Below are 25,911 nucleotides of genomic sequence, written 5' to 3'. Positions count from 1 at the left end.
GCGGGGACGTCACAGCCCGACGGCCGCCATGCCTGCGGCGTCGTAGCGGTCCCCCGCGACACCGAGGCGATCCACCAGGGTGTCGAGCTCGGCCATGTCGTCGGCGGAGAGCGCAAGGGCCGTCGCCCCGGCGTTCTCGTCGATCCGCTCCCGGCGGCGCGTCCCCGGGATCGGCACGATGAACGGCGCCTTCGCGAGCAGCCAGGCGAGCGCGACCTGTCCGGGACTGGCCTGCCGCTGCGCCGCGAGCGCCGTCACCTGGTCCACGAGCGCCTGGTTCGCGGCGAGGTTGTCTTTCTCGAAACGGGGCACGCGGGCGCGGATCTCGCCCTCGCCGAAGGTGGCATCGGCCGTGACCGTGCCGGTGAGGAACCCCTTCCCGAGCGGGCTGAAGGGCACGAATCCGATCCCCAGCTCCGCACAGGTCGGCAGGACCTCGGGCTCGGGGTCGCGGGTCCACAGCGAGTACTCGCTCTGGACCGCGGTCACCGGGTGGGTCGCGTGGGCGCGGCGGATGGTCGCGGCCGAGGCCTCGGACAGTCCCAGGTGGCGGACCTTCCCCTCCGCGATGAGCTCGCCGACCGTCCCGGCGACCTCCTCGATCGGGACGTCCGGGTCGACCCGGTGCTGGTAGAGCAGATCGATCGTGTCGATCCTCAGACGACGCAGGGATCCCTCGACGGCGCGGCGGATCTGCTCCGGCCGCGAGTCGGTGCCCACGCTCGCGCCGTCACGGATGTCGAAGCCGAACTTCGTGGCGATGGTGACCTGGTCGCGGATCGGAGCGATCGCCTCGCCCACCAGCTCTTCGTTGACGTACGGCCCGTAGACCTCGGCGGTGTCGAGGAAGGTGACCCCCTGCTCGACGGCGTAGCGCAGGACGTCGATCATCTCCTGCCGGTCGCCCGGGTTCGGGCCGTAGCTCTGGGACATGCCCATCGCGCCGAGTCCGATCGCGGAGACCTCGAGGCCCTGTCCCAGCGTCCTGGTGTGCATGTGCTGCTCCTTCGCGTGCGGTGCGGGTGCCCCGATTCCATCGCATCGGCGCGGTCCGCACCAGGCACTGCCAGGGCACCCCTGGGCGGAGGAGGGTCAGCGGCCGAGGCCGCGCTCGATCCGGAAGCCGGTGCCGAGGTCCTCGATGCGCAGGTGGACGATGCCGGCGGCGTCCACGGTGTAGGTCTCCTCGATGAGCGGGCCGTCCTCGCGGCGACGCACCGGCAGCCCGACGAGGGACTCCTCGCCCTCGACTGCGGCGCGCCGCTGCAGCTCCGGGTCGAAGGGGACGACGACCTGGGCGAAGGGAACGAGGTCGCCGCGCGGCTCCCCGGCCGCGTCGATGGCGGAGTGCTCGACGTATCGGAAGACCCCCAGGTCATGGGCAGCCCGGTAGCGGCGGGTGACGGTCCGCTCCCCCGCCTGCGGGAGCGGCTCGTCCCGGGTGAGGATCGCATCGAAGGCGACGCCTCCGCCGCTGTCGCGCTCGCGGAACACGCCGAAGCCGCGGGATAGCCGATCGGCGATGGTCACCCCGGAGCCGGGGTCCGCGGCGATCGCGAGGCCGATAGCTGTCGAGGCGGCCGGGTACGGCGAGCGGTGCACGCGCCGACCGAAGCGCTCCCGGATCCGGCGGGGCACGAGCGGGAGGCCGGAGCCTCCGCCCACGAGGTAGATCCCTGCGACGTCGGAGTCCTTGCCGAGGGAGCCGACCAGCGGCTCCATCGCCGCGATCGACTGCTCGACGAGGCCGGCAGCGGCCTCGTAGAAGCGGTCGACGGCGACGACGACCGGCGCCTTGTCCTCGCCGCCGAGCTCGACGAGCATCCTCCGGGTCTGCGGGGTCAGCCGTTCCTTGGCCTCCCGCGACTCCTCGAGCAGCGCCGAGAGCTGCGGGGCGTCGAGCTCGTCGCGGCACAGCCCGGCGGCCTCCAGGACGACGTCCGCCAGCACCTGGTCGAAGTCGTCTCCGCCCAGCCGGTTGATGCCGACGCTGTCGAGGACGGCGTGGCTCGTGCCGTCGGCGTCGACGAGGGAGGCGTCGAAGGTGCCGCCGCCCAGGTCGTAGACGAGGACGCGGGTGCGGCGTCCGGAGAGGCTGCGCCGCTGGCGGTGGGTGAACTCGAAGCCGGCGGCGGAGGGCTCGTTGACCATGGCGAGCACCTCGAAGCCGGCGCCGCGGAAGGCCTCCAGGGTGAGGAAGCGCTGGGCGCCGTGCGCATGTGCGGGCACAGAGACGACGGCCTGGTGCGGCCCGGGGCCCGGCAGCTGGGAGCGCACGTGCGCGAGGAAGCCCGTGAGCACGTCCAGCAGCAGCGGCTCCTCCTGCCCGATCCGCACCCGGGTGCCGGGATGCGTGGCCGGGTCTCCCAGGAGCCGTTTGACCGAGCGCAGCAGCGGCGCCCCCTCGCGCGCCTCGCGGAGGGCGTCGAAGCCGTGGATCAGGCGCCCGTCCGCGAGGGCGGTGACGGACGGGAGGTGGAGGTGCGGGTCGCCGTCCGTGTCCGGGAAGGTGAGGACGGGGTAGTTCCCGCGGTCGGCCTGCGCCGCGATGGTCCGGGTGGTCCCGAGGTCGATGCCGATCAGCATGGAGCCGACGGTACCGCGTGGGATGGGGCGCGGGTCGCGTCGGGCCCGACGGCGAGACATGGGGTCACAGGTGCAGGCGCTTGCCCAGCTCGTGGGCGGCATCGGCGAATCGGACCCGCTGCTGCAGGAGGAGCACCAGCACGCTCGCGAGGGTGCTGCAGATCGAGGCGAGCGGATCGGAGACCCAGCCCAGGACCACGAAGACCATCGGCACGAGCCCCAGCAGCAGCGTGAGGCCGCTGTAGAGGACGTGGTCGCCGGTCTCCAGGCGCAGGGCCGGCACCGCGATGACCAGGGCGAGGATCGAGCATCCGCACATGATCGGCACCGCATAGGTGAGAGACCAGCCGTCCCATCCGGCGAGGTAGTCCCAGTAGGCGCAGATCCCTCCGACGATCACGACCAGGTAGACCACGGATTTCGCGACGTTCCTCCGCTTGCGCACCGCCATCAGGGTCACCAGCCACATGGCGGCGATGCCGAGCCACAGGCTGCGTCCGAGGCCGATGCCGGCGGGCCGCCGGTCGAACAGCAGCTGCAGCGCGAAGGAGGCGAGGATCACGCCGAGGGAGGCGAGGAACAGCGTCTGGTAGAGGCGCCGGCGCGAGTAGCGCAGCGGGAGCACGGGGAAGGGCGAGGGGACGGAGGTGCCGGTGACGGTCCCTCCGCACAGCGGGCAGTGCTCCCAGGCGCCCTCGATGTCGACGCCGCACGCGTAGCAGCGCCTCATACGAGCTCCTCCCGCAGCTTGGACTCCTTCACCCTCGTCGCGGCGATCCTCACGGGGATCCCGTCGTCGGTGAGCATGCGCGCGAACTCGCGCACGTGCCCGGTCTCCTCGAACGGGGAGGTGAAGGTGATCGTGAGCGATCCGCCGTGGGAGATCACGCAGATCTGGGGGCGGGCCGCGGAGACCAGGAAGCCCAGGCGCCGCACGTGCGGGGCGACGTCCAGGGGCAGCTCGACGCGTCCCAGGTTGGAGACCGCGACGGTCAGGCCGCGGTTGTTCACCGTGTTGGCCAGGCGCAGGAGCACGTCCTTGAGCGGACGCGGCACGATCCGCAGCAGCGGCATCCGCTCGAGGCCGATGAGCCGGCGCACCCGGGCGTCGAGCTCCTCCGGCTCGAGCATCGCCCGGAAGTCGGCGTCCAGGGCCCGTGCCGCCTCCGCGACCGTCTCGTCGGGGCTGCGGCGGGTGTGCTCGACGCGCAGGGCGGTGAAGAAGTTCCGCGGCGAGGTCGAGGGGTAGAACTGGCGGAGGTTCACCGGCACGCTCGCCCCGAGCGAGGCCACCCGGTCCGGGGCGCGGGCGCTGCGCCGCACCGCCTCGAACAGCAGCGCCGTGAGGTACATCGTGGTCCCGGCGCGGGCCTGCTTCGCGCGGGCGATGACCTCGGCGGCCGGAACCGTCAGCTCGACGGCGCGGGTGCGGGCGTCCGGGGTGCGGGTGCCGCGGATCCGGTGGACCCCGAACGCCCGGTGCCGCTGCTCGCGGCCCGCCGCGCGGAGCCGTCGGGCGGTCCGCACCCCCGGCGGGGGCGGGGGCACCGGGTCCTCGAGCACGGCCGACTGCGCCGCCTCGAGGAAGGCCTCGTCCCCCTGCTCCTCTCCCGCGGCCCCGGCATCGGGGGCAGCAGCATCGGGGGCGACGGTGGGCTCCGCCGCGGCGGAGCCGAGCGGGGCCCCGGGAGCGCTCGCATCGCGCCGACGGCGGCGCGGGAAGTGGCGGCGGAAGCTGTCCAGGGACAGGGTGCGCGGGCTCTCGGGCTCCTCATGGGGCGCGGGGGATGCGGGCGGTGCGGACGGGCACTGCACCGGATGCGCATCGCTCGCGCGCAGCCGCACGTAGGCGGTGACGAGCTCGGTGAGGAACCACAGCGCCCCGGTCCCGTCGCTGAGGGCGTGGAAGACCTCGAGGATGATGCGCCGCCGATGGTGCGCGACGCGGAACAGCAACGAGCGGTGGTCGCCCTGGTAGACCGGCGCGCACACCGGCAGGCGGTCCGCCTGCACCTGCGGGTGCAGATCGCTGTCCAGGAGGTAGTACCAGAACACGCCGCGGCGCAGCACGGCCCGGTACAGCGGGTACTCCTCGATCGTGAGGTCCAGTGCATGCTGCAGGATCTCCGGTTCGACCTCATGGTCCATCTCCGCGCTGAGCCGGAAGACCTTCGGGTCGACGTCGCTGCGGGCGGCGAGGAAGATGTTGGAGGCGTTGTCCAGGCGCGCCCAGGCCCGCGGGCTCACGGCGGCCCCTCCGCCAGGAACGCATCGATCACCCCGTACGCCTCCCGCACGGGGCGCGCGAAGCGGGGCAGGGTGATGAAGCCGTGCAGCGCGCCGTCGACCCGGTGGACGCGCACCGCGTTCCCGGCCGCGGCGAGCGCCTCGCCATAGGCCTCCCCTTCGTCGCACAGCAGGTCCAGCTCCGCGGTGATGATGAGGGTCTTCGGCTGGTGGGCGAGGTCGTCCGCGCGGATCGGGGCGACCATCGGGTCCTCGCGCAGCGCCTCGTCCGGGAGGTACAGCTCGACGTAGTCCTGCATCTCGGCGCTGGTCAGCCGCAGCCCTGTGCCGTGCTCCCGCACCGACCGGTAGGGGGAGGTCGCCGGATCGTGGTCGGATCCGGTGACCGGGTAGAGCAGGATCTGGCGGCGGGCCGCGACCCCGCCCAGGTCCCGCAGGAGCAGCGAGACCGCCGCGGCGAGGTTGCCGCCCGCGCTGTCGCCGATGAGCACGATGTCCTCGAGATGAGAGGCTCCCAGCCGCCACGGCTCCTCGAGGATCGCCCGGGCCACCCGCCAGCAGTCCTCGAGCCCCGCGGGGAAGGGATGCTCCGGCGCGAGCCGGTAGTCGACGGAGGCGACCACGCATCCCGTCTGCTCCGCCATCGTGGCGCAGGCCGGGGTGTAGCTGCTGATGTCGCCGGTCACCCAGCCGCCGCCGTGGAAGAAGAGCAGCACGTCCTCCCGGTGCACGCTGCGGGGGCGGAACACCCGAACGGGCACCTCGCGGGAGCCGTCCGCGTCCCCGATCCGCAGGTCGAGCGCCCGGAATCGGGCGGTGGGCGAGGCGGCGAGCCCCCGCTGCAGTCGGCGCACCCGCGGGTAGTCGCGCCGCATGTCCAGGTGCGGGGCGGCGAACAGCTGCAGCACGGGGCGCAGGAGCCGGTTCATGAGGCAAGACTAGGGGCACGAGGGCGCCGGGGAGCTCGCGGCCGCGGCCTGGTCCCCCGGGTCCGGCCCATTACGCCGAACCGTCAGAGATCTGCTCGATCGGACGGTCGGCGCCCGCGCACCTGTGCCGAGGAGGTGCCACGATCGCGTCGCGGACGAGGGGCAGCTCCGTGACACCGTCCGCGGCGAGGAAATGGCCGGCGCCGGGAACGACCCGGGCCGTGACCCCGAGCTGCTCCGCCACGCGATCGGTGTGCGGCGGCGGGACGATCGGGTCGTCGTCGGAGCGGACCACCAGCAGTCGGTCGATGCGGCCGGGCAGACGTGTCGCATCGCATCCCCCCGCGATGAAGCGGTCCAGCTCGGGCAGCGCGGGCAGAGGCTCGGTGAAGCCCGAGACGAGGATGAGCATGCCCAGCCCCCACGGGTCCGGGAGGGAGCGCAGGACGCGCAGCACCGACAGGCAGCCGAGGCTGTGAGCGATCACGATCGTCTGCTCATCGGGCGTGCCCAGGGCGGCCCGGACAGCGTCCTCCCATCGCCCCGGATGCGGGTCCCCCGGGTCCGGCAGGGCGGGGATCTCGGTGCTGATGCCGCACGCGCCGAGCTGCTCGGCGAGCCGGCCGAACCAGTGATCCGCGGGGGTGGCGCCGTAGCCGTGGAAGATCAGGGCGCGGCGCGGCGTTGCGGGGGACGTCGGGGGTGCAGGTCTCATGTCAGGGGACGGTACGGCCTCACGCCGATGTGAAGGTCAAGCGGAGCAGGAGGAGTCGGACGTGCAGATCAGCGAGCTCGCGGGGATCACGGGGGTGAGCGCGAGAGCGCTGCGGCACTACGAGGACCGGGGGCTGCTGGTGCCTGCGCGCACATCGGGCGGCTACCGGGACTATTCGACGGCCGATGCGACGCGCGCCATGCAGATCACCGCCATGATCTCCGCCGGCCTGAACACGGCGACGATCGGGCGCTACCTCGACTGCGCCCGGACCGACGGCGGCCGTGTCCGGCTCGAGCTCTGTCCGGATCTGCGCGCGGAGCTGGACTCGATCGCCGATCGTCTGGCCGCGCGGCAGTCGGAGCTGCGCAGGACCCGGCGGCGCCTGGCCGAGCTGGCCACCGAGCAGGGACCGTGAGCGTCCTCGCTGCTCTGCCCGGTGAGCCCTGACGGTCCCGATCCGTATCATCGGCGCATGACCAGCCTGCCGATGCGGAGCCTCGCACGGGCGGAGCGCGCCCGGAGCCTGGCTGGTCCTCGCAGGATCATGGTCGACCTCCTGATCGGCTCCGCGATCGTGGTCGGTCTGTGGATGACGGTCGCGCCGCCGCCGTCGACGGGACGGGGATGGCAGGCGGGGCTCGCGGCGCTGATCGTGGTGGCCGTGTCCGTGCGCTCCCTGGCCCCGGTCCCGGGGACGCTGGTCGCCGCGCTCGCGACGACGGCCGCGTGGCTCCTGCAGGCGACGGCGGATCCCGGCATCGGGGTGGGCCTGTGCCTCTTCGCGGTCGCCGAGCGGCGGGGCGCGCGCGTGTTCCCCTGGTGGCTGTGGCTGGCCGCCGCCGGGCTGAGCGGGCTGGCTCTGGTAATGGGCGGGAGCACGGCCCAGGAGGCGCTGCAGGTCGCCGTCCTCGCGACGGTGGTGCTGAGCGCGGCGTGGGCTCTGGGAACGCGCAGCAGGCAGGTCAGGGCGGAGACGGCGGCCCGTGCCCGTGATGAGGAGCGGCTGCGGCTCGCCCGCGAGGTCCACGACGTGCTCTCCCATTCGCTGGGGACGATCGGGGTGCAGGCCGGGATCGCCGCGCATGTCGCCTCGCTCTCCCGCGAGGAGCTGCGGGCGACGCTCCGGGATGTCGAGACCGATGCGCGGGCGTCCCTCGCGGACCTGAGACACCTGCTGCGCTCTCTGAGGGAGGAGGACGAGGAGGTGCCGGACTCGCCGCTGACGGCGTCGGTCCGGTCGATGGTGCGGCGCCTCGACCGTGCCGGCGTCGGGGTGGAGGCGGACATCCCCGGCGAGGTCGATGCGCTGCCGCTGGTGCAGCGCCAGCTGATCCGCCGCGTGCTCCAGGAGGCGATCACGAACGTGATCCGCCATTCCGGGGCCTCCCGGTGCCGGATCCGGGTCGTGACGGCCGCCCACGAGCTGGTGGTCGAGGTGCACGATGACGGCCATGGTGCGACGGCTCCTCTCCGCGAGGGGCACGGCGTGACGGGAATGCGCGAGCGGGCCGCCCTGCTGGGCGGACGGATCGACGTCGGGGCCGCCGCCGGGCAGGGATTCCTGGTCCGGGTCGTCGTGCCGATCGGCGGCGGTGAGCGGCGATGACGCCGATCCGGGTGCTGGTGGCCGATGACGACCCGCGGCTGCGGGCGTCGTTGACCCTCCTGATCGACGGCGAACCGGACATGGCCGTGGCCGGCGCGGTTCCGGACGGCGCTGCGGCGCTGGCAGCGGTCCGCGACCACGAGGTCGATGTCGTGCTCATGGATGTGCGGATGCCGGTGATGGACGGGCTCGACGCGACCCGTGCGATCCTCGGCGCCGGCGGCCCGGGTCCTCGGGTGATCGTGCTGACGATGTTCGACGCGGATCAGTACGTCTACGAGGCGCTGCGCGCCGGGGCATCGGGGTTCCTGCTCAAGAACGCGCCGCCGGCGTCGCTGGTGCAGGCCGTCCGCGCCGCCCGCGCGGGCGATGCGCTGCTCGCGCCGGAGGTCACCCGACGGCTCATCGGCCGCTTCGCGCTGTCCCCGCGGAGGGACGATCCGCGGATCGCACGCCTGACCTCGCGGGAGCGGGAGGCTCTCTGCCTGATCGGCCGCGGCATGTCGAACGACGAGATCGCCAGGCACCTGTTCGTCACTCCGACGACCGTGCGGACCTACGTCAGCCGCATCCTCGCCAAGACCGGTGCCCGCGACCGCGCGCAGCTGGTCGTGATCGCCTACGAGTGCGGGCTCGTCTCCCCCGGCCAGGACTGATCGTCTCCGCTCCGGTCGGAGGTGGCTCGAGGCACGAGAGCCCCCGCAGGCAGGCGCGGTGGCGATCGGTCGACGCTGACAGGACTGATCGTCTCCGCTCCGGCCGGAGGCGAAGACTTCTGGAGCCTCAGCGCCGGAAAGCGCCTTCACCTCCGCGCCCCGTCGCTCTCGCTCCAGAAGTCTCCGGTCGCACCCCCGGGGGCACGCACCCCCTCCCCGGCATCCGATGCGGCCCATCCCGCGCATTGTCGACACCTGCAGACTGACCGCCGCGCTCCGGCAGGGTGTGCTGGATCCATGATCGAGATACGTTCCCTCACCAAGAAGCACGGACCCCGCGCCGTGGTCGACGACGTCTCCTTCGAGGCCGCCCCGGGCCGGGTGACGGGCTTCCTCGGCCCCAACGGCGCGGGCAAGTCCTCGACCCTGCGGATCCTGCTGGGTCTGGACCGCGCGACCTCCGGCACCGCTCTCATCGACGGCCGTGCCTACCACGACATCGACCGTCCGCTCTGGACCGTCGGGTCGATGCTCGACGGTCCCGGCGCCGCCCCGGGCCGGACCGCGCGGGCGCACCTGACCTGGGTGGCCCAGTCCAACGGCATCCCGGCACGGCGCATCGAGGAGGTGCTCGCGATGACCGGGCTCGGCGACGCCGCCCGCTCGCGGATCCGCGGCTTCTCCCTCGGGATGGGGCAGCGGCTCGGCATCGCGGCCGCCCTTCTCGGCGACCCCCGGGTGCTGGTCCTGGACGAGCCGACCAACGGGCTGGATCCCGACGGCATCCGCTGGACCCGCCGGTTCCTGCGCTCGCTGGCCGAGGACGGCAGGACGGTCCTGGTCTCCAGCCACCTGATGACCGAGATGGAGGGGATCGCCGATGACATCGTCGTCATCGCCCGCGGCCAGATCCTCGCCTCCGGGACCGCCGCCGAGGTGCGGGGCGAGCACCCGTCCCTCGAGGACGCCTTCTTCGCCCTGACCGAGGGGCGCGGCCAGTACAGCTCCGGTCCCGCCGAGCAGGGCGGTGCGCGATGAGCGCCCTCGCCCTGGCCCGCTCCGAGGCCTCCAAGCTCCTCACCATGCCGTCCACCGGGGTCCTCGCCGCGGTGACGATCCTCGGCACCTGGCCGCAGGCCTGGTCCAACGCCGCCGCCTACACCCTGTCCGCCGATGATCCCCGGCTGTTCGGCGAGCCCGTGCCGCCGGAGTTCCACGGCTTCTCGATGGCCGGCTTCGGGTACGTCTTCATCGTCGTCCTCGGCGCGCTCTGGGCGGCCGGCGAGTACGGGGGCGCCCGGCAGATCCAGGCCACCCTGACCGCGACCCCGCGACGGGCACCGGTGTTCGCGGTGAAGGCGGCCTGGCTGGCTGTGACCACAGCGGTCATCTCGTTCCTGTCGATGGGCGGGGCGATCATGATCACCCACGCCGCCGCGGGCGACGGCATCCACCCGTTCCTGCTCACTGGCCGGATCTGGGGGCTGATCGGCGGGCTCGTCGCCTCCTGGACGCTCACCGCGCTGATCGCCTTCGCCCTCGGTTCCCTCGCCCGGAGCGCGGTCGTCCCCATGCTGGTGCTCATGCCGCTCGTCGTCGGGCTGGGCTCCTTCCTCGCCGGGATCTGGGCGCCGGCGATGCATCTGCCCGTCGTGGCCGGCAGCGCCCTCTACTCCCCGCCCGACTCGACCGGCGTGCTGGATCCCCTCGCCGGAGGGCTCGTGCAGCTGGCGTGGGCCGCGGTGCTGCTCGTCGTGGCAGGCACCGCGTTCATCCGCCGGGACGCGTGAGGGGATCCTGATGTGTCCTCTGCTGCGCAGCGAGCTCACCAAGGCCCTCACCCTGCCGAGCATCCTCGTCACCGCCCTGGCGGCGCTCGTGGTCCCGCCCGCGCTGGCCTTCGTCACGGGGCTGAGCTTCCGTCCCGCCGACAGCCGATGGGACGATTTCCCCGTCGAGTCCCATGGCTTCGAGGTCGCCGGCTTCGGCCAGCCGCTGATCATCCTCCTGGCCGCCCTCGTCATCGGCACCGAGTTCGCCGATCACCAGCTCCGGACGTCGGTCACGGCCGTCCCGGACCGCAGGCGCCTGCTGGTCGCCAAGCTGGCCGTCGTCACCGGCGCCGCGGCCCTCATCGGGGCCGTCGCGACCAGCGCCGCCGTGCTGCTCAAGCACGCCGCCCTCGGCGAGCACGGGCTGCCCGTCTCGGAGTTCACCACCGCCATGGCCGGGAACCTGCTGGGCGTGGTCGTCAACTACGTGCTCATGGCGCACATCGCGGCCGGCCTCACGATCCTCGCCCGGAGCGTCATCGCGCCGCTCGTCGTGCTCGTGCCGATGGTGCTCGGACTGACCATCGGGCTGGTGCCGGCGATCCCGGCCCTGAAGTACTCCCCGGATCTCGCCGGCGTGCAGCTGCTCACCGGGTATCCCGGGATGGGGCTGCTCGAACCGCTGCCGGGCGGGCTGGTCATGGCCGCGTGGGCGGCGGCGATCTCCCTCATCGCCGCCATCGCCTGGGGGCGCCGGGACGTCAGCGGATGAGAGGGACATCGCGGCGGCATCGCTGCGGTTCCTCCACTCCTCGAGCAGCTCCGGGAAGCGACGGTCGAGGAAGGCGTAGAAGTCGGCCATCTCCTGCACCCGCTCCCCCGCCGCCGCGCCCGGCCCGGGCTCGCGCGGTCGTTCCGCCGCCTGCGCGGCGAGCTCCCCGTACAGCGCGCGGCGGGTGAGCGTGACCGTGTACCGGTCGGCGACGATCCGGTACATCCGCCGCCGGGTCCCCGGCATGGAGTCCACACGGATCACCTGGACGGACTCGAGGTAGCGGCTCGCCCCGGAGGTCTTCCCAGCCGCCGCGCGTGCACCACCGATTCCATGACGTCCGCCCCACCCAGTTTCACTGCTCTGTGGAACTGATGTCGGGCAGGGAGGGAAGGCAGCGCTCGTCCCGCCTCCACCAGCCCGTCAGCGCCAGGTGCCCTGCCAATCGTAGAGCTCGGCGGTGGTCTGGTACTCGCGCAGCTCGAGGATCAGCCCGTCCGCGACGCGGGCGATGGTCGCCCCCTCGAAGGAGCCCCGCGATCCGGCCCAGGTGCACTCGAAGCTCCACTGCGCGGTTTCCCGGTGGTCGGCGACGATGTGATCGGTGATCTCCCACCGGTGCACGATCCCCCCGGCCGAGAACCATGTCCGCGCCCAGTCGCGCACCCGGTCGCGTCCCCGATAGACCGGTCCGTAGCACTCCGTGATGATGCAGTCCTGCGCCACGGCGCCCGCGATGCGCTCGGCGTCGTTCGCGATCCAGGCGTCGATGTAATCGGTGAGCGCGCTCATCGCCCCACCCTACGCAGGCGAGGAGAGCGACCGGGTCGTCCGCCGCGCCCCTGCTGCGATGCGTGACATGCATCGACCTATCGCCACCTCTGCTCAGATCCGGGTGCGCAGGGCCTCGAGACCGGCCAGGAGGGAGGCTTCCGGATCCGCGTGCCCGCGCTCGCGGTGGAGCCTCGCATAGGTCGGTGCGACTGCCGGGTCGACCGGGGCAGCCGCCTCCTCGTCGCCGAGCCCTGCGGTCGCCGCGCTGCCGACGACGAGGTTCGAGAGCGTGTACGCCACGCCCAGCGGGTCGGTCACCCCGGCCTCCACGAGCAGCTCGCACAGCCGATCCGACAGGCGCAGGTATGCGGGGCCCCGCGGTGGCCGCAGGGCGATCACCTGACAGGCCCACCGGTGCCGGAGCAGGTGCCGGTACCAGGTCAGCATCAGCGGCACCACGTCCGCGTCGCCGAGAGCCCGGATCATCTCGCCATCCTCGGCGAGAGCGGTATCGAGGGCGAGGTCGAAGAGGTCATCGGCGGTCTCGAACCGGGAGTAGAGGCTGGCCGGTGCGACGCCGAGCCGCCGGGCGACGGCGCGCAGGGTGAGCGCGCGCGGTCCGCCCTCGTCCAGCAGCGACACACTCGCGCAGGCCGTCTCGTCGATGTCGACGCTGCGGCGGCGACGGACCGGTCGGCGATGCGTCCAGTAGCTCACCGCGCCACTCTATCCGATCAATGTTAGCTTAGACGCATGATCGATTCGGCTCTGCTTCCTGTCCATGGCGATCGGGTGAGCCTCCGCGTCCTCCAAGAGGCGGACGCGGCCGCGTTCGCTGACGGCGCGGCCGATCCTGCCGTGCAGGAGTACGGGCATCTGCCGGAGCCGGAGTACTCCCCCGCATCCGTACGGGAGATGATCCGCGCTGTCGCGGTCCCCGGTCTGGAGCGCGGCGACCTGGCGGTCCTCGCGATCGCACGGCGCGCCACCGACGCCTTCGCAGGCAGCCTGGTGATCTTCGATGTGCAGGAGCAGGGCGCCGAGGTCGGGTTCTGGGTGCACCCCGGCCACCGCGGGCTGGGGATCGCGACGGCGGCGCTCGATCTCGCCTGCCGTCTCTGCCGTGCCAGCGGCCTGACCGAGCTGAGGGCACGGACCGTTCCGGACAACAGCGCCTCGCAGCGAACCCTCGGCGCCGCGGGCTTCGCCCTCGAGCGCACTGCTGTCGACACCACGCCTGCAGGAGAGCGCATCGCGCTGCTGCACTACGCGCGTCCCCTGGACGACCCCGCTGCGAGCGCCTCCCTCTGATCTCCCCTGCCGGCACATCCGATGACGACGAGCGCACGGCGACCGGACGCGTCCAGTGTGCGCAGGTAGCGTGGGAGGGCATGAGGCAGTCTGCTCCCGCATCATCCGGTGCACCGGTCCCCGCGGCGCCCGGCCCGGGATCATGGTTCCGCGAGCGGACCTGGCTGGTCGACCTTCTCGTGACGATGGCCGTGTTCCTCTACAACCTGCCGATCTTCCCGCTGTATGCGCGCGATCCGCTCCACGCGGTCGCGCTGCTCCTGGTCTCGGCCGTGATCTGCGGCTCCTACCTGCTGCGTCGCCGGTTCCCGGTCGGGGTGCTCGCCCTGATGATCGCGACGACGTCCGTGCAGCTGCTGCTGGGAGCACCGATCCTGGCCGCCGATGCGATGCTGCTGCTGGCCGTCTACAACCTCGCCGTGCGACGCACGGCCCCCGTCTCCGTGCTCGGCGCGCTCGCGGCCGTGGCCTGGCTGCTGATCGCCGTGGTCCCGCGCCTCGGCGAGGAGTTCATCGACATCGGTCAGCTGGGGGTGCTGATCGTGCTCACCGCATGGGTGTGGACCTGGGGCACGCTGGTGCGGATCCGCCGCCAGCACGTGTCCGGGCTCCAGGAGCGGGCGGAGCAGGCCGAGCGGGAGCGGGAGACGCGGGCGCGGATCGCGGTCGCCGAGGAGCGGGCGCGGATCGCGCGGGAGATCCACGACATCGTCTCGCACAGCCTGAGCGTGGTGGTGCTGATGTCGGACGGGGCCGCGGCGACGGTCGGATCGGAGCCCGAGCGGGCGAGGTCGGCGATGCTGCACGTGCGCGACACCGGCCGGAGCGCGCTCGCGGAGATGCGGCGCATGCTGGGGGTCCTGCGCGAGGACGAGCCGGGGTCCGATGCCCCGCAGCCCGGGATGGCCCAGCTCGCCGTCCTCGTCGAGCAGTCCCGCGCCGCCGGCCTGCCGGTGGCCCTGACCGTGGACGGCAGCCCGGGCGGGATGTCGGAGGGGCTCGGGCTGACGGTTTTCCGGATCGTGCAGGAGGCGCTGACCAATGTGCGCCGGCACGCGGGCCCGGGTCTCCGCCGCGTCGACGTGCGGATCGACTGCCGCCCCCGGGAGGTCGTGCTGCGCGTGACCGACGACGGGCAGGGGCCGGGGGCCGGTGATGCCGGCTCCGGCGGGCACGGCCTGCTCGGGATGCGGGAGCGGGCCGCCGCGCACGGCGGCACGCTCCACGTCGGCGCCGCGGAGGACGGCGGCTTCGAGGTCGTCGCGGCGCTGCCGCGGGAGGCGCGGGAGGAAGGAGCAGGCTGATGGTGCGGCTGGTGCTGGTCGACGACCAGGAGATGATCCGCATGGGGCTGCGGATGGTGCTGGAGTCCCAGCCCGGGATCGAGATCGTGGGCGAGGCGCACGACGGCGAGGCCGCCCTCGAGCTCCTGGAGCGCATCGAGGCGGATGTGGTGCTCATGGACGTGCGGATGCCGCGGATGGGCGGGGTCGAGGCGACCCGTCGCCTGGCCGAGCGCGAGGACCCGCCGAGCGTGCTGATCCTGACCACCTTCGACCTGGACGAGTACGCCTACGACGCCCTCCAGGCCGGGGCGTCCGGGTTCCTGCTGAAGGACGCGCCGGTCGAGGACATCACGGCCGCGATCCGGCACGTGCACGCAGGCGACGCGGTCGTCGCGCCCAGCACGACCCGTCGCCTGCTCGACCATTTCACCCGTGCCCGGCCGGCCGGGACACGGGACGCCGGGGCGCGGCTGGAGCAGCTCACGCCGCGGGAGCACGAGGTGCTCCGGCTGGTCGCCCGCGGCCTGTCGAACGCGGAGATCGCCGCCGAGCTCGTGCTCGCCGAGGGCACGGTCAAGGTGCACGTGGGGCGGATCCTCGCCAAGCTCGGCGTGCGCGACCGCGTGCAGGCCGTCGTCCTCGCATACGAGACGGGACTGGTCGAGGCCGGCGAGCGCTGACGGCCCCGTGCGGGTGCCGCCGACGGCGCGGGGGCGAGGGCGCCTATGCCTCAGGTCGTACACGGAAGATATCCCTGCGGCCAGACGCTCCGCGGACGTGATCCCGGGATCGTGGGGGCATGCCTTCCACGATCGTCGAAACCTCGAACCTGACCAAACGCTACGGTGCACGCACCGTCGTCGAGGACCTGGACCTGTGCATCCCCGAGGGGTGTGTGTACGGGTTCCTCGGCCCCAACGGCGCCGGCAAGTCGACCACGATGAAGATGCTGCTCTCGCTGATCCGGCCCAGCGGCGGCGAGGTGCGGATCATGGGGCGGCCCATGACCCGTGCCACCCGCCGAACGCTGCTGGGCGGCATCGGCTCCCTGATCGAGGCCCCTCCCGGCTACGCGCATCTGACGGGGGCCGAGAACATGCAGCTGGTCCGGCGGATGCTGGGCCTGGGGCGACAGCAGATCGAGGACGCGGTCCGCGCCGTCCGGCTCCAGGACCAGATGGGCAAGAAGGTCCGCGACTACTCGCTCGGCATGAAGCAGCGCCTCGGGATCGCGATGGCGCTCGCCCGGCGTCCGCGGCTGCTGATCCTGGACGAGCCGACCAACGGCCTGGATCCGGCGGGCATCGAGGAGATGCGCGGTCTGCTGCGCCGGCTCGCGCACGACGGGGTCACCGTGATGGTGTCCTCCCACCTGCTCGGCGAGATCGACCGGACCGCGACCGTGCTCGGCATCCTCTCCGGCGGGCGCCTGATCTTCCAGGGCTCCCGGGCCGAGCTGATGGCGGCATCGAACCCGGACGTGATCATCGCCTGCTCGGACCCACATGCCGCCGTCGCCACGCTGCGCTCGGCCGGGGCCCGGCTCACGGCCGATGACGAGGTCGCCGTCCCCGGCTTGGACGAGCCGCGCACCGCCGGTGCGGTCGCCGCGCTCGTCGGCTCCGGCATCGGGATCTTCGGGGTCCGCCGCGAGGAGCAGAGCCTCGAGGACGTGTTCATGGCGCTCACCGCCGGGAGCGGGCTGTGATGGGGCGAGCGGTGGCGAACGAGTTCGCCAAGATGCGGCATCTCCGGGTCGGGCTGATCGCGACGATCCTGGTGGTCGCCGTGCTCGGGCTGTCGCTGATCGGCGTGGTCTCCGACCCGACCTTCGATCCGGCGGCCGCCGGGGCCTGGCTCTCGATGCTGGCCGGCCTGTCGCTGGGCATTCCGCTGGTCGCTCCGCTGCTGCTGGCCGTGCTCGCCTCCCGCCAGGTCGACATCGAGCATCAGGGCAGCGGATGGCTGCTGCAGACCACCGCGGGGCTCGCTCCCGGCATCGTGTGCCGTGCCAAGTTCTGCGCACTGGGCGCCGTCGTCCTGCTCGCCACCCTCGCGACGAGCCTGGTCTCGCTCGCCCTGGGCCGGGTGCTCGCGGGGATCTCCGCGCCGCCGCCGCTGGGGCATTGGGCCGGCTTCACGGCCTGCATCCTCGTGGTCAACCTGACGCTCCTGGCCGCGCACGTGCTGCTCGCCGCCCTGGTCGAGAACCAGCTCATCGGGCTCGGCCTCGCCGTCCTGGGCACCCTGCTCGGCCTGTTCTCGAAGAACCTTCCCGAGGTGCTGGCGCATCTGACCCCGTGGGGCTGCTACGCCCTGGCCGAGGCGGCGAGCTACCGGGACGGCGAGCTGGTCGCGCTGCCCATCTCGTATCCGAGCTTCGTCGCCCTGGGCGTCCTCGGCGGTGCGGTCTTCACCCTCGTCACCAGCCGTTTCGATCGTCAGGAGGCCTGACATGCACACCCTCAGCGCCGAGCTGATCAAGCTCAAGCGCTCCCTGAGCTGGCCCGTCGTCGTGCTCCTGCCGATCGCGGTGACCCTGCTCGGAGCGGCCACGAACCTCGCCCGGGGCGAGCAGCCGGAGGACGGCTGGCACACCGTCTGGCTGCAGTCGGTCGGCTTCCACGGTCTGTTCCCGCTCGCGATCGGGGTCGCGATCCTCGGGTCCCTGGTCTGGCGCAGCGAGCATCGCGGCAGCAACTGGAACACGCTGATGTCCGGACCGACGTCCTCGCTGAGCATCGTCGCCGCCAAGTCCACGGTCGTGGCCGGGCTCGCCGCCCTCATGCAGCTGACGATGCTCGCCGCGGTCCTCGTCATCGGCGCGGTCGGCTTCGGCCTGCCCGGGATGCTGCCTGCCAAGTACCTGGCGACCACCCTGCTGATCATCGTCGCGACCGTCCCGCTGGCGGTGCTGCAGTCGAGCCTGTCGATGCTGCTGCGCTCCTTCGCGGCGCCGATCGCGATCGCGCTGCTCGGCGCCGGGGCGTCCGTCATCGCGCTGATGATCCTCGGCGACCTCGCCGTCATCTCCCCCTACGGCCTGGCCACCCGCGCCGCCCAGCTCGGCACCGGCACCTTCTCCGATCCGGGAACCGTGACCGCGGGCAGCGTCCTGGTCGTCCTCGTCGCCGCCGCAGCGCTCACCCTCGTGCTCATCGCAGCGGCCACCGCGGTCCTCGAGCGTCGCGACACCCGCGCCTGACCATGCCGGTCCCCATCCTCCCGATCCCCGTCGATGTCCCTGTCCGAGAGGAGACCACCATGTCCACCCCGAACCCCTCCCCGGGATCGCCCGTCCATCTCCACCAGCACGACCACGGCACACCGCCTGCCGGGAGGTCGGCCGGCGGCCAGGGCGCCGCGTCCCTGGTGCTCTGCGCGCTGGCCGTGATCTCGGCGTTCCCGCTGCTGGCCGTCCCCGTGCTCGGCTTCCTGCCCGCGCTGTTCGCGGGAGCGGGGATCCTCGTCGCCGCGACCGCCCTGCGCGGCGCCGCTCATGGACGCGGCATCGCCGTCACCGGGCTGGTCCTCTCCGTCGCCCTGTTCGCGATCCTCACCGGCCTGGCCACCGTCTGGCACCTCGTCGTCGCCGGCCCCGCCGTCACCCACCCGTGGTTCGAGGACGGGCTCGCGGAGGTGTGGGACCGGCTGTTCGGATCCTGATCCGCCGGACTGCGCGGGGCCGAGGCGCTGCGACCCACGGGCTGGGCATCAGAGAACTGCGCGGGAATCTGGTGTCGTCCCAGCGACACCACCCGGACGAAACCGGCGATCTCGTCCCTGAGACGACAGCAGATTCCCGCCCCTCCCAACGCCCGCGAAGACACCCCGGCGACGCAGCACCGGAACAGCTACCACGCCACGCCGCCGGTCGCCCGCGTGACCTGCCGCGCCACGCCCTCATAGGGCTGGAGCTCCTCGTGATCGCAGCCTGACGACCAGGCTCGGATCCGCACGGCCTCGCGAGCCACGACCTGCCGGTGACGCACGCACGTCGGTGATGGCCCGGGGACGGAGGCCGGGTGACGCGAGGACGGCGGTGAGTGCCTCGCCGCGGCCGGGCTCGGGAATCGGTGCGTCCTGGACGGTGAAGACGTCGGCGCCGCCGTAGGCGGTGGGGGCCGCGGTCCCCATCGGGCGGTCTCCTCCGTCCCGGCCTGCACGGTTCCGGTCCCCGAACCCGGGACGGCACGGAGCGCGAGAGCAGCGAGAAGGAGACCGAGGAGCGCGAAGCCCGCGCCGTCGAGGCCGCCCCACCGCAGCAGGCTGGCCGCGACGCCGCAGCAGTGCGGGGATCACGGTGGTGACGATGCCGGTGACGTCGGGGAGGAGCGGCTCGAGGTAGGTGCAGACGACGCTAAAGCCCGCGAACCCGATCACCGTGGTCGCGACCGCGAGCAGCACAGGGCCTCGCAGCAAGGGCCGAAGCTCATCGCCGATGCCGGTCGCGAGTGCCGGGGTGGCGGCGATCCAGCCGGCCGCCATCCAAGCCTTCTGCGAGAGCCAGCTTCTCGTCGGCCAGCAAGCTGCGGCGTTCACCGCCGCCGCGTTGCCGTTGTGCCGCCGGGTGTGAGTTGCTACGCGGCGCAGATCGGTACGACTAGCGCACCGGTGGGCTGCGGCGCACGTTCGGCGCGTTTCCGCTCCATCTCGTAGCGGGCATTGCGGCTATGGTCGGACTCAAGCCCGCTCATCCAGCTGATGATCGACAGCGGCAACGAGATGGCCGCGAGGGCGATCGCAAAGATCGTCGCGCAGGCTCCGAAGCCAACGCGATAGACCACGACTGCCACAGGCCAGAACAGGATCTTGACCAGCTCACCGAATCCACACCGGTTCGCGAGGAGGTACAGCACACCAGCCCCGAACAGCCCACCGATTGTCCATGCCGCCACCGACACCGCCGTGTATTCCCAGCGCTGAAGCGTCGATGTGATGTCACCCTGCTGCGCTGCGATGACCAAGAAAACCCAGGTCGTGGAAGCCGCCGGTGAGCCAAGAAGGCGGAGCGGCTCATAGCCGAACATCTGGTTACCGGCGTGACGGCCACGCCAGAGCGGAACGATCACCATGCCAGCCACAAGCAACAGGACAGCTGACAGTGCGATCGACTGCAACGTTGGGCTGTTCTCGGCCAGCACCGGCGGTGCGTTCGTGCTGAACCAGTTCGCGACGGGGGTGATCCCAAGTCCGTGAGCGACCACCGCGACGGAGTCGGACGGTCGCTTCCCGCCGACAAGCGCGGTCACCACGAGTGCCGCGGAGATTCCCGCGACAAGCTGATACAGCAGGTCCCGGTTGTCTCGCCAGTTCTTGATCGTCTCCGGGATGGCCTTGATTACTCCGAGCATGACTTCCTCCGTCCGTTCCGGCATGCCTCCACCATCGCATCTCGCACTGACATTCCCCGGCCCAGCGCGCGCACCTTCCTGACAGCCCAAGTCAGGAAGGCGCCGTAATGCCCACGTTCCACGACTCGCTACACCGGATCACCAACCGGTGGATCAGGGCGAGGTCGCGCAGAGGTCATACCCCGGACGCTAGGGGTTCACGCCAGCGTGAAGGTCAAGTCGAGCAGGAGGAACGACACGTGTAGATCAGCGAACTCGCACGGCTGACCGGGGCGAGCACCAGAGCGCTGCGCCATTACGAGGACCGCGGGCTACTGCTCCCCGAGCGCACCAGCAGCGGGTATCGCGACGACTCCCCCGCCGATGTCATCCGCGTCGCGCAGATCAGGACGATGATCGGCGCCGGTCCGAGCACGGCCACGATCCGGCGGTACATCCACTGCGCCCGAACCGGGGAGCACGGCACGGAGCTCGAGATGTGCCCGAACCTCCGTGCCGAGCTCGACGCCATCGCCGCATGCCTCGCCGCGAAGCAGGCCGAGCTCCGCAGGACGGAGCAGCGCCTCCGCTCGCTCGCCTCGGCCGGCTCCTGACGGTCGGGGGCGCATCGGCCCGCGTGGCGACGCATCATCGGGCCTGCGCGACGCGGAGGTGCTCTCCCGCATCACCAGGCCGCCGGGCCCGCGCGTCGGCGCGGATGGTCTCTACGGCCGCCCCGCGCCGGCCAGGACTCCCTTGCCGGGTCGGCCGGCTGCGTGGCGGTTCCTGCCGGGGATGAGGAGCGCGATGGCGAGGCCGATCGTGATGATCACGGCGATGCCGGTCATCGCCGTGGTGAGGGTGTCCCCGCCGAGCGCGGTGGTGAGGTTGATGAGGACGGCGAGGCCGATGGCGCCGCCGATCTGCTGACCGGCGGTGGCGATGCCGCTCGCGGTGCCCTGCTCGGCCTCGGCCGTGCCGGTGGTCGCGGCGGCGAACATGGTGGTGAACACGATGCCCTGGCCCAGGCTGAAGAACGCCGCGAGCACGAGCACGATGGCCCAGCTCGTCGTGTCCCCGACGAGGAGCGCGAAGGCGGCGACGCCCACGAGACCCATGATCTGGCCGGTGACCATCGCGGCACGCAGGCCCGCGCGGGTGGCGAGGCGTGCGCCGATGCTGGTGCCGAGGAGCACGCCGAGGCAGGGGATGACGAACGCGAGGCCGGTGACGAGGGGGCTGAGGCCGCGGGTCTGCTGGAAGTACAGGGTGAGGAAGTAGGCGGTCGCCCCGAAGCCGGCCATGAACAGGAATGTCGATCCGGTGCCGGTCGCCAGGTGCCGGTTCGTGAAGCGGTGGACGTCCAGCAGGGGGTCCTGCGTGCGGGCCTCGACGATCAGGAGCACGACCGCGGCGATCACGCCGGCGATCAGGGTGATCAGCGTCGCCGGGGCGTCCCAGCCGTTCTCCGCGGCGCCGGTGAAGCCCATGACGACGAGGATCGCCGCCGCGGTGGTCAGCACGGCGCCGGGGATGTCGATGCGGCGCAGCGCCGGGCGGGCCTCATCGGCGGGCACGGCCCGCAGTGCGAGCAGGACGATGAGCAGCACGAGCGGGATGTTGATCGCGAAGACCGACCGCCACCCGAACGCATCGGTGAGCACGCCGCCGAGGATCGAGCCGAGCACCATGCCCGCGGACCCGGCCGCGCCCCAGATGCCCAGAGCCCTGTTCCGGGCCGCGCCCTCGGCGAAGCCGACGCTGAGCAGCGCCAGCGTGGACGGGGCGAGGGCGGCGCCGCCGAGGCCCTGGATGCCGCGGCCGAGGATCAGCATCCACTCCGCGACGGCGAAGGTGCCGAGGACGGAGCCGGCGGCGAACAGGGCGAGGCCGATGAGGAACATGCGCCTGCGGCCCATGGCGTCGGTGAGTCGGCCGCACAGCAGCAGGAGCCCGCCGAAGGCGATCGCGTAGGCGCTGACGACCCATTGCAGGGTCTCGGGCGAGAAGCCCAGACCGGCGATCTCGGGCAGGGCGACGAAGACGATGTTGTAGTCCAGGCCGACGAGGAGCTGGGCGGTGGCGAGCGCGGCCAGGAGCACGGCTCCGGTGGCGCCGCGCTGTCGTGGAGTGGTCATGGGGCACCCTTCAAATGTTCCGAGTTCGGACGTTCTGAGTTTGGACTATATGCGGCGAGCTCGGACTGGATCAACTCGGAGCAGTCTGGGGTACGCTGATGCCATGACCTCTTCGAGCGACGGCGTGGAGCTGTGCGGACTGGTGGCCCGCCTGGGCCAGCGCATGGACGCGCACGTCCGCGGCGCGGCGGAGAAGCTGGGGATCACGGCATCGCAGGCAATCGCGCTGCGCGAGATGGACGAGCCGCTCACCCTGACCGAGCTGGCGGAGCGGATGAGCTGCGAACGCTCCAATGCCGGCTATGTCATCGACCGCATGGAGAAGCAGGGACTGGTGCGGCGCGAGCCGCACCCCTCGGACCGGCGCGCGAAGATCCTCACCCTCACCGAGGACGGGCAGGGCTGCCGCCGCAACGTGCTCGACGCGCTCTCCCACGACGCGCCGATCGACGCGCTCTCTCGTAACGAGCAGGCAGCCCTCGCAAACCTCCTCCGCCGGGCGACTGCCCAGCGCTGAGGGAGCGGGGCAAACTCATAGCCGGATCGGATCGGAGGATGATGGAACCAAGGGTGTTCATGACGATCGCGTATGTCGTCTTCGCAATGATCGTGGTGATGTCGATCATCGCCTTGACGCGATATGTGGGTCGTCGACGCGAGCGACGCAACCTGGCTCGCCCTCGAGACGACCGCAGCAAGCCCGACTGATCTCTCGAGTGCGAGAACACCGCCCCCACCCACCGGGCGAGGGGCGGTTCATTCCTTGATGCAGTCGCAGGCCGCGGGCTGCAACAGGCTGACGGCAGCTGCCCCATGGGCGGACGACGCAGCCTTGTCCCTCGCCGGGACCCGATGACGGCCCTCCAGCCTGCCCCTGCCGATGCTAGGCATCAGGGGGTCGTGGCTGCTCCCGAATCGTCCGCGCAGGGTGGATGCACGGCCGGTTCGCAGGGTGCGAGCGGTCGGGATTCGCTCGAGGAGGCTCCGCCCGATGGGAACCGCTGTTCGGCCCGTACCTGACACCGCGACCGCTGAGGGGGACCTGCCGCGGCGACGCGCGGCGCTCGCGCTGTTCGCCCTCAGCCTGGGCGGGTTCGGGATCGGGTTGACCGAATTCGTGATCGCCGGGCTGCTGACCGAGGTCGCCGCGGATCTCGGTGTGACGATCAGCCAGGCCGGGCATCTGGTCGGTGCCTACGCGCTCGCGGTCGTGCCTGGCGCGCTCGTGATCACGCCGCTGGTGATGCGACGCCCGCCGAAGCAGGCGCTCACCGCGCTGCTGGGGTTCTTCGTGGTCGGGAACCTGCTCTCGGCCTGGGCGCCGAGCTACGAGGTGATGCTCGCGGGCCGGATCGTCGCGGCGCTCGCCCACGGCGGCTACTTCGGCATCGGCGCGGTGCTCGCCTCCTCCCTCGTGCCCGCCACGCGGCGGGCCTCGGCCGTGGCGGCCCTGTTCGCAGGGCTCACGATCGCGAACGTGCTGGGCGTTCCCGCCGGCGCGCTCGTGGGCCAGCACCTGGGATGGCGGGCAGTGTTCTGGATCATCAGCATCCTCGGCGCGATCGCCCTGGCCGGGCTCATCGCACTCGTGCCCCGCACGGAGCCGGAGCAGGACCAGCTGCCCGTCGCCCAGCAGTTCCGGGCCCTGGCGCGCCCTCAGGTGCTCGCCTCGCTGCTGACGACGGCGCTGGTGTTCGGCGGCATGTTCGGGGTGTTCACGTACATCGAGCCGCTGCTGCGCGAGGTCACCGGCTATTCGGTCTCGGCGATCCCGTGGCTGCTCGTGATCTTCGGGGCCGGACTGTTCGCCGGCAACGTCCTCGGAGGGAGGGCCGCCGACCGCAACGCCGACAATGCCGTGCTGGCCCTGGCGATCCTGCTGCCGGTCGTGATCCTCACCCTGGGCGCGGTCGCGGGGATGTCGACGCTCGTGACGGTCCTGCTGTTCCTGCTCGGACTGGTCGGTTTCGCGACCGTTCCCGGTCTGCAGGCGCGGGTGATGCGGCACGCCCAGGGCGCGGCGACGCTCGCGTCGGCGACGAACATCGCCGCCTTCAACCTCGGCAACACGATCGGCGTCAGCCTCGCAGGTTTCGCGATCGCCGCCGGCTGGGGCCTGCGCAGCCCGACGATCACCGGCGCCGCGCTGACCCTCGCCGGGCTGGCGCTCATCCTCGGCGCCCGGCTCGCCGCCCGCCGCACCACCGCATCCATCCGCTCGACCTCGACTCCCTGAGAAGGAGACCACCTCATGCATCTCGACCTGGACGGCCACGTCATCATCGTCACCGGCGGCACCCGCGGCATCGGCCTCGCCACCGCCCACGAGCTCGCGAGCGAGGGAGCAAAGGTCATCGCCGTCGCCCGCCGCGAACCTGACGAAGGTGTGCTGCCCGCCTCCGCGGACTTCATCGCCGCCGACCTCACCGCCCCGGAGGCTGCCGCAGGACTGGTGGCAACGACCATCGACCGGTACGGCCGGGTCGACGGTTTGGTGAACAACGCCGCCCTGTTCGACACCCGCGACTCCATCGAGGAGACCGACGATGAGCTGTGGCGGGCCACGTTCGAGGTCAATCTGTTCGCCCTCGCCCGCCTGACCCGCGCGGTGATCCCCCCGATGCGGGAGGCCGGCGGCGGGAGCATCGTGCACCTGGGCAGCGAGGCGGCCCGGATGCCTGACGCCACGATGGCCGCGTATGCCGCGTCGAAGGCGGCGGTGCTGTCGCTGTCGAAGTCGCTCGCGTCCGAGCTCGGACCAGCAGGCATCCGCTCGAACGTCGTCTCGCCCGGGCCCACCCGCACCGCGCTGTTCGATGCGCCAGGCGGGTTCGCCGACCAGCTCGCCGAGCGCTTCAGCACCGATCCCGATAGCGCCGTGGACCGGTTCATCCGCGAGGAACGCCGCCTGCCGGTCGGAAAGATCGGCGCCCCGGAGGACGTCGCCGGAGTGATCGTCTACCTGTTCTCGCCCCGTGCCGGGCAGGTGACGGGGGCGGAGTGGTCGGTCGACGGCGGCGCGCTGCGCCAGATCTGAGCCGGGATCCGACGGCGCCGGTTCTCGCTTCCGAGATGACGCTCGCTCGCGCAACGGCGACGGACGGTGCTGACGTGTCGCTGCCCGTGCATCGCCGCCACCCCGATCCGTGGCACCTGCTGCGGATCATCACCGCAGAGATTTGGAAGGAACCCTGTCATGACCACGACCCCCACTCATGTCCCTGCACCGTTGGAGGCGCTGGCCCGGCACTTCACCGACCTGCGCGGCGGCGACCATTTCGGGCATGTCACCCGCTCCGGCAAGGAGTCCGCCTTCGCGAAGGCCGTCCGGCTCCTCGATGCGCCGGCCCGGCAGGTGCTGGCCGAGTTCGACGAGCACCTGCTCGAGGGCACCGGAAGGATCGACGCGACCGGCCTGCACCGCGACCAGCGCGGAGGGCTCATCGCCTCCTGGCTGCTGACCTGGACCGAGCAGCGCGCGGCGGACCTCGCGCCGATCAGCATCATCGCCACCTACGGGGCCGGCTTCCACCATCCCCATCTGCGCGGCGCCACCATCGGCGAGTGGCCGCTCAACGTCGCCGAGCCCGCCCACGCCGAGGAGCTGATCCCAGTGCTGCGTGCGATCGCCGGTGCCGACATCCACAACCTCGTGTTCCAGGTCGGCGGGAACGTGCGCCTCATCCCCGCGATGCATCCCGCCCGCGTGCATCGTCGGTCGGCATGAGGCGTCGATCCTCCGCCGGGAGCTACTCCCCCGTGTCCCGACACCTGATGCCCGCC

Annotated in this window: 29 protein-coding genes and 1 pseudogene; 19 read left to right on the top strand and 11 right to left on the bottom strand. The window is 72.1% G+C overall.

Annotated elements, in window-relative coordinates:
• Nucleotides 1-9: 9 nt before the first annotated feature.
• From ACFFF6_RS07835 to ACFFF6_RS07810, 6 genes are all read right to left on the bottom strand, one after another.
• Nucleotides 10-996, bottom strand: a complete 987-nt coding sequence (locus ACFFF6_RS07835) for an aldo/keto reductase (RefSeq protein ID WP_376979774.1) — start codon at nucleotides 994-996, stop codon at nucleotides 10-12.
• Between the two features lie 96 nt (nucleotides 997-1,092).
• A complete protein-coding gene (locus ACFFF6_RS07830) occupies nucleotides 1,093-2,586 on the bottom strand; it encodes an Hsp70 family protein (protein WP_376979772.1) in 1,494 nt (497 codons plus the stop codon).
• A 64-nt stretch (nucleotides 2,587-2,650) separates the two neighbouring features.
• Complete coding sequence (locus ACFFF6_RS07825; protein WP_376979770.1) at nucleotides 2,651-3,316, bottom strand: DUF6320 domain-containing protein; 666 nt, start codon at nucleotides 3,314-3,316, stop codon at nucleotides 2,651-2,653.
• On the bottom strand, nucleotides 3,313-4,833 hold the full coding sequence (locus ACFFF6_RS07820) for an alcohol acetyltransferase (protein ID WP_376979768.1): 1,521 nt from the start codon (nucleotides 4,831-4,833) through the stop codon (nucleotides 3,313-3,315). Before ACFFF6_RS07820 ends, ACFFF6_RS07825 begins: the two co-directional genes overlap by 4 nt.
• Nucleotides 4,830-5,762, bottom strand: coding sequence for an alpha/beta hydrolase (locus tag ACFFF6_RS07815; RefSeq protein ID WP_376979766.1), 933 nt, complete (start codon nucleotides 5,760-5,762; stop codon nucleotides 4,830-4,832). Before ACFFF6_RS07815 ends, ACFFF6_RS07820 begins: the two co-directional genes overlap by 4 nt.
• Nucleotides 5,763-5,832: 70 nt before the next feature.
• Nucleotides 5,833-6,477: an RBBP9/YdeN family alpha/beta hydrolase gene (locus tag ACFFF6_RS07810; RefSeq protein WP_376979764.1), complete on the bottom strand. Its 645-nt coding sequence runs from the start codon at nucleotides 6,475-6,477 to the stop codon at nucleotides 5,833-5,835.
• Nucleotides 6,478-6,538: 61 nt separating this feature from the next.
• On the opposite strand from ACFFF6_RS07810, the gene ACFFF6_RS07805 reads away from it, so the two are divergent.
• The 6 genes from ACFFF6_RS07805 to ACFFF6_RS07780 all read left to right on the top strand — a co-directional run bounded on the left by ACFFF6_RS07805 (nucleotide 6,539) and on the right by ACFFF6_RS07780 (nucleotide 11,286).
• Nucleotides 6,539-6,895: a MerR family transcriptional regulator gene (locus ACFFF6_RS07805; RefSeq protein WP_376979762.1), complete on the top strand. Its 357-nt coding sequence runs from the start codon at nucleotides 6,539-6,541 to the stop codon at nucleotides 6,893-6,895.
• A 57-nt stretch (nucleotides 6,896-6,952) separates the two neighbouring features.
• Nucleotides 6,953-8,086 (top strand): sensor histidine kinase, encoded by a 1,134-nt coding sequence (locus ACFFF6_RS07800; RefSeq protein WP_376979760.1) that lies wholly within the window; start codon nucleotides 6,953-6,955, stop codon nucleotides 8,084-8,086.
• Nucleotides 8,083-8,742 carry a response regulator gene (locus ACFFF6_RS07795; protein ID WP_376979758.1) on the top strand — a complete coding sequence of 220 codons (660 nt, stop codon included), beginning with the start codon at nucleotides 8,083-8,085 and terminating at the stop codon, nucleotides 8,740-8,742. Before ACFFF6_RS07800 ends, ACFFF6_RS07795 begins: the two co-directional genes overlap by 4 nt.
• A 297-nt stretch (nucleotides 8,743-9,039) precedes the next feature.
• The gene (locus ACFFF6_RS07790; RefSeq protein ID WP_376979756.1) at nucleotides 9,040-9,780 is read left to right on the top strand and encodes an ABC transporter ATP-binding protein; all 741 of its coding nucleotides are present in this window, start codon (nucleotides 9,040-9,042) and stop codon (nucleotides 9,778-9,780) included.
• On the top strand, nucleotides 9,777-10,532 hold the full coding sequence (locus ACFFF6_RS07785) for a hypothetical protein (RefSeq protein ID WP_376979754.1): 756 nt from the start codon (nucleotides 9,777-9,779) through the stop codon (nucleotides 10,530-10,532). Before ACFFF6_RS07790 ends, ACFFF6_RS07785 begins: the two co-directional genes overlap by 4 nt.
• A gap of 10 nt (nucleotides 10,533-10,542) precedes the next feature.
• Complete coding sequence (locus tag ACFFF6_RS07780; protein ID WP_376979752.1) at nucleotides 10,543-11,286, top strand: ABC transporter permease; 744 nt, start codon at nucleotides 10,543-10,545, stop codon at nucleotides 11,284-11,286.
• Nucleotides 11,287-11,325: 39 nt separating this feature from the next.
• On the opposite strand, the pseudogene ACFFF6_RS20010 reads toward ACFFF6_RS07780, so the two are convergent.
• The 3 genes and pseudogenes from ACFFF6_RS20010 to ACFFF6_RS07770 all read right to left on the bottom strand — a co-directional run.
• Nucleotides 11,326-11,511, bottom strand: a pseudogene (locus ACFFF6_RS20010) (hypothetical protein); the annotation flags it as partial.
• A 198-nt stretch (nucleotides 11,512-11,709) separates the two neighbouring features.
• Entirely contained in the window at nucleotides 11,710-12,078 is a 369-nt protein-coding gene (locus tag ACFFF6_RS07775; protein WP_376979750.1) for a nuclear transport factor 2 family protein, read from the bottom strand.
• 93 nt (nucleotides 12,079-12,171) lie between these two features.
• The gene (locus ACFFF6_RS07770) at nucleotides 12,172-12,777 is read right to left on the bottom strand and encodes a TetR/AcrR family transcriptional regulator (RefSeq protein WP_376979748.1); all 606 of its coding nucleotides are present in this window, start codon (nucleotides 12,775-12,777) and stop codon (nucleotides 12,172-12,174) included.
• A gap of 36 nt (nucleotides 12,778-12,813) precedes the next feature.
• Here ACFFF6_RS07770 and ACFFF6_RS07765 point away from each other — a divergent pair, with 36 nt between their 5' ends.
• The 8 genes from ACFFF6_RS07765 (at nucleotide 12,814) to ACFFF6_RS07730 (ending at nucleotide 19,233) form a co-directional block, all read left to right on the top strand.
• Nucleotides 12,814-13,371, top strand: coding sequence for a GNAT family N-acetyltransferase (locus tag ACFFF6_RS07765; RefSeq protein WP_376979746.1), 558 nt, complete (start codon nucleotides 12,814-12,816; stop codon nucleotides 13,369-13,371).
• An 80-nt stretch (nucleotides 13,372-13,451) separates the two neighbouring features.
• Nucleotides 13,452-14,675, top strand: coding sequence for a sensor histidine kinase (locus ACFFF6_RS07760; protein ID WP_376979744.1), 1,224 nt, complete (start codon nucleotides 13,452-13,454; stop codon nucleotides 14,673-14,675).
• Entirely contained in the window at nucleotides 14,675-15,337 is a 663-nt protein-coding gene (locus ACFFF6_RS07755; RefSeq protein WP_376979742.1) for a response regulator, read from the top strand. The genes ACFFF6_RS07760 and ACFFF6_RS07755 overlap by 1 nt, the downstream gene beginning before the upstream one ends.
• Before the next feature lie 119 nt (nucleotides 15,338-15,456).
• The gene (locus tag ACFFF6_RS07750; protein ID WP_376979740.1) at nucleotides 15,457-16,365 is read left to right on the top strand and encodes an ATP-binding cassette domain-containing protein; all 909 of its coding nucleotides are present in this window, start codon (nucleotides 15,457-15,459) and stop codon (nucleotides 16,363-16,365) included.
• A gap of 11 nt (nucleotides 16,366-16,376) precedes the next feature.
• Entirely contained in the window at nucleotides 16,377-17,111 is a 735-nt protein-coding gene (locus ACFFF6_RS07745; protein ID WP_376979738.1) for an ABC transporter permease, read from the top strand.
• 1 nt (nucleotide 17,112) lies between these two features.
• Entirely contained in the window at nucleotides 17,113-17,862 is a 750-nt protein-coding gene (locus ACFFF6_RS07740) for an ABC transporter permease (RefSeq protein ID WP_376979736.1), read from the top strand.
• A 59-nt stretch (nucleotides 17,863-17,921) separates the two neighbouring features.
• Nucleotides 17,922-18,323, top strand: coding sequence for an RTA1 domain-containing protein (locus ACFFF6_RS07735; RefSeq protein WP_376979734.1), 402 nt, complete (start codon nucleotides 17,922-17,924; stop codon nucleotides 18,321-18,323).
• Nucleotides 18,324-19,005: 682 nt separating this feature from the next.
• On the top strand, nucleotides 19,006-19,233 hold the full coding sequence (locus ACFFF6_RS07730) for a hypothetical protein (RefSeq protein WP_376979861.1): 228 nt from the start codon (nucleotides 19,006-19,008) through the stop codon (nucleotides 19,231-19,233).
• A gap of 4 nt (nucleotides 19,234-19,237) precedes the next feature.
• Here the strand turns inward: ACFFF6_RS07730 and ACFFF6_RS07725 are convergent, their stop codons facing one another.
• A complete protein-coding gene (locus tag ACFFF6_RS07725) occupies nucleotides 19,238-20,035 on the bottom strand; it encodes a hypothetical protein (protein WP_376979732.1) in 798 nt (265 codons plus the stop codon).
• Nucleotides 20,036-20,256: 221 nt separating this feature from the next.
• Between ACFFF6_RS07725 and ACFFF6_RS07720 the strand changes: the two genes are divergently transcribed.
• Nucleotides 20,257-20,604, top strand: coding sequence for a MerR family DNA-binding transcriptional regulator (locus ACFFF6_RS07720; protein ID WP_376979859.1), 348 nt, complete (start codon nucleotides 20,257-20,259; stop codon nucleotides 20,602-20,604).
• A 111-nt stretch (nucleotides 20,605-20,715) separates the two neighbouring features.
• On the opposite strand, the gene ACFFF6_RS07715 is transcribed toward ACFFF6_RS07720, so the two are convergent.
• Entirely contained in the window at nucleotides 20,716-22,128 is a 1,413-nt protein-coding gene (locus tag ACFFF6_RS07715; protein ID WP_376979730.1) for an MFS transporter, read from the bottom strand.
• A gap of 103 nt (nucleotides 22,129-22,231) precedes the next feature.
• On the opposite strand from ACFFF6_RS07715, the gene ACFFF6_RS07710 reads away from it, so the two are divergent.
• The 4 genes from ACFFF6_RS07710 (at nucleotide 22,232) to ACFFF6_RS07695 (ending at nucleotide 25,855) form a co-directional block, all read left to right on the top strand.
• On the top strand, nucleotides 22,232-22,645 hold the full coding sequence (locus ACFFF6_RS07710; RefSeq protein WP_376979728.1) for a MarR family winged helix-turn-helix transcriptional regulator: 414 nt from the start codon (nucleotides 22,232-22,234) through the stop codon (nucleotides 22,643-22,645).
• Nucleotides 22,646-23,119: 474 nt separating this feature from the next.
• Nucleotides 23,120-24,364, top strand: coding sequence for an MFS transporter (locus ACFFF6_RS07705; RefSeq protein ID WP_376979726.1), 1,245 nt, complete (start codon nucleotides 23,120-23,122; stop codon nucleotides 24,362-24,364).
• A gap of 15 nt (nucleotides 24,365-24,379) precedes the next feature.
• Nucleotides 24,380-25,165 (top strand): SDR family NAD(P)-dependent oxidoreductase, encoded by a 786-nt coding sequence (locus ACFFF6_RS07700; protein WP_376979724.1) that lies wholly within the window; start codon nucleotides 24,380-24,382, stop codon nucleotides 25,163-25,165.
• Between the two features lie 159 nt (nucleotides 25,166-25,324).
• Nucleotides 25,325-25,855, top strand: a complete 531-nt coding sequence (locus tag ACFFF6_RS07695; RefSeq protein ID WP_376979722.1) for a hypothetical protein — start codon at nucleotides 25,325-25,327, stop codon at nucleotides 25,853-25,855.
• Nucleotides 25,856-25,911: the final 56 nt, after the last annotated feature.

This window comes from Brachybacterium hainanense, assembly GCF_042434575.1.
GTDB lineage: Bacteria > Actinomycetota > Actinomycetes > Actinomycetales > Dermabacteraceae > Brachybacterium > Brachybacterium hainanense.
Note: the sequence above shows the minus strand (reverse complement) of the source record. Positions and strands in the feature narration are given on the sequence as shown.

What these genes read in the sequence shown, in the direction of transcription:
- ACFFF6_RS07715 (WP_376979730.1), bottom strand. Translation starts at nt 22,128, where the DNA reads ATGACCACTCCACGACAGCGCGGCGCCACCGGAGCCGTGCTCCTGGCC.
- ACFFF6_RS07780 (WP_376979752.1), top strand. Translation starts at nt 10,543, where the DNA reads ATGTGTCCTCTGCTGCGCAGCGAGCTCACCAAGGCCCTCACCCTGCCG.
- ACFFF6_RS07795 (WP_376979758.1), top strand. Translation starts at nt 8,083, where the DNA reads ATGACGCCGATCCGGGTGCTGGTGGCCGATGACGACCCGCGGCTGCGG.
- ACFFF6_RS07695 (WP_376979722.1), top strand. Translation starts at nt 25,325, where the DNA reads ATGACCACGACCCCCACTCATGTCCCTGCACCGTTGGAGGCGCTGGCC.
- ACFFF6_RS07785 (WP_376979754.1), top strand. Translation starts at nt 9,777, where the DNA reads ATGAGCGCCCTCGCCCTGGCCCGCTCCGAGGCCTCCAAGCTCCTCACC.
- ACFFF6_RS07750 (WP_376979740.1), top strand. Translation starts at nt 15,457, where the DNA reads ATGCCTTCCACGATCGTCGAAACCTCGAACCTGACCAAACGCTACGGT.
- ACFFF6_RS07755 (WP_376979742.1), top strand. Translation starts at nt 14,675, where the DNA reads ATGGTGCGGCTGGTGCTGGTCGACGACCAGGAGATGATCCGCATGGGG.
- ACFFF6_RS07700 (WP_376979724.1), top strand. Translation starts at nt 24,380, where the DNA reads ATGCATCTCGACCTGGACGGCCACGTCATCATCGTCACCGGCGGCACC.
- ACFFF6_RS07825 (WP_376979770.1), bottom strand. Translation starts at nt 3,316, where the DNA reads ATGAGGCGCTGCTACGCGTGCGGCGTCGACATCGAGGGCGCCTGGGAG.
- ACFFF6_RS07815 (WP_376979766.1), bottom strand. Translation starts at nt 5,762, where the DNA reads ATGAACCGGCTCCTGCGCCCCGTGCTGCAGCTGTTCGCCGCCCCGCAC.
- ACFFF6_RS07800 (WP_376979760.1), top strand. Translation starts at nt 6,953, where the DNA reads ATGACCAGCCTGCCGATGCGGAGCCTCGCACGGGCGGAGCGCGCCCGG.
- ACFFF6_RS07810 (WP_376979764.1), bottom strand. Translation starts at nt 6,477, where the DNA reads ATGAGACCTGCACCCCCGACGTCCCCCGCAACGCCGCGCCGCGCCCTG.
- ACFFF6_RS07790 (WP_376979756.1), top strand. Translation starts at nt 9,040, where the DNA reads ATGATCGAGATACGTTCCCTCACCAAGAAGCACGGACCCCGCGCCGTG.
- ACFFF6_RS07830 (WP_376979772.1), bottom strand. Translation starts at nt 2,586, where the DNA reads ATGCTGATCGGCATCGACCTCGGGACCACCCGGACCATCGCGGCGCAG.
- ACFFF6_RS07710 (WP_376979728.1), top strand. Translation starts at nt 22,232, where the DNA reads ATGACCTCTTCGAGCGACGGCGTGGAGCTGTGCGGACTGGTGGCCCGC.
- ACFFF6_RS07705 (WP_376979726.1), top strand. Translation starts at nt 23,120, where the DNA reads ATGGGAACCGCTGTTCGGCCCGTACCTGACACCGCGACCGCTGAGGGG.
- ACFFF6_RS07765 (WP_376979746.1), top strand. Translation starts at nt 12,814, where the DNA reads ATGATCGATTCGGCTCTGCTTCCTGTCCATGGCGATCGGGTGAGCCTC.
- ACFFF6_RS07740 (WP_376979736.1), top strand. Translation starts at nt 17,113, where the DNA reads ATGCACACCCTCAGCGCCGAGCTGATCAAGCTCAAGCGCTCCCTGAGC.
- ACFFF6_RS07735 (WP_376979734.1), top strand. Translation starts at nt 17,922, where the DNA reads ATGTCCACCCCGAACCCCTCCCCGGGATCGCCCGTCCATCTCCACCAG.
- ACFFF6_RS07775 (WP_376979750.1), bottom strand. Translation starts at nt 12,078, where the DNA reads ATGAGCGCGCTCACCGATTACATCGACGCCTGGATCGCGAACGACGCC.
- ACFFF6_RS07835 (WP_376979774.1), bottom strand. Translation starts at nt 996, where the DNA reads ATGCACACCAGGACGCTGGGACAGGGCCTCGAGGTCTCCGCGATCGGA.
- ACFFF6_RS07725 (WP_376979732.1), bottom strand. Translation starts at nt 20,035, where the DNA reads ATGCCGGAACGGACGGAGGAAGTCATGCTCGGAGTAATCAAGGCCATC.
- ACFFF6_RS07760 (WP_376979744.1), top strand. Translation starts at nt 13,452, where the DNA reads ATGAGGCAGTCTGCTCCCGCATCATCCGGTGCACCGGTCCCCGCGGCG.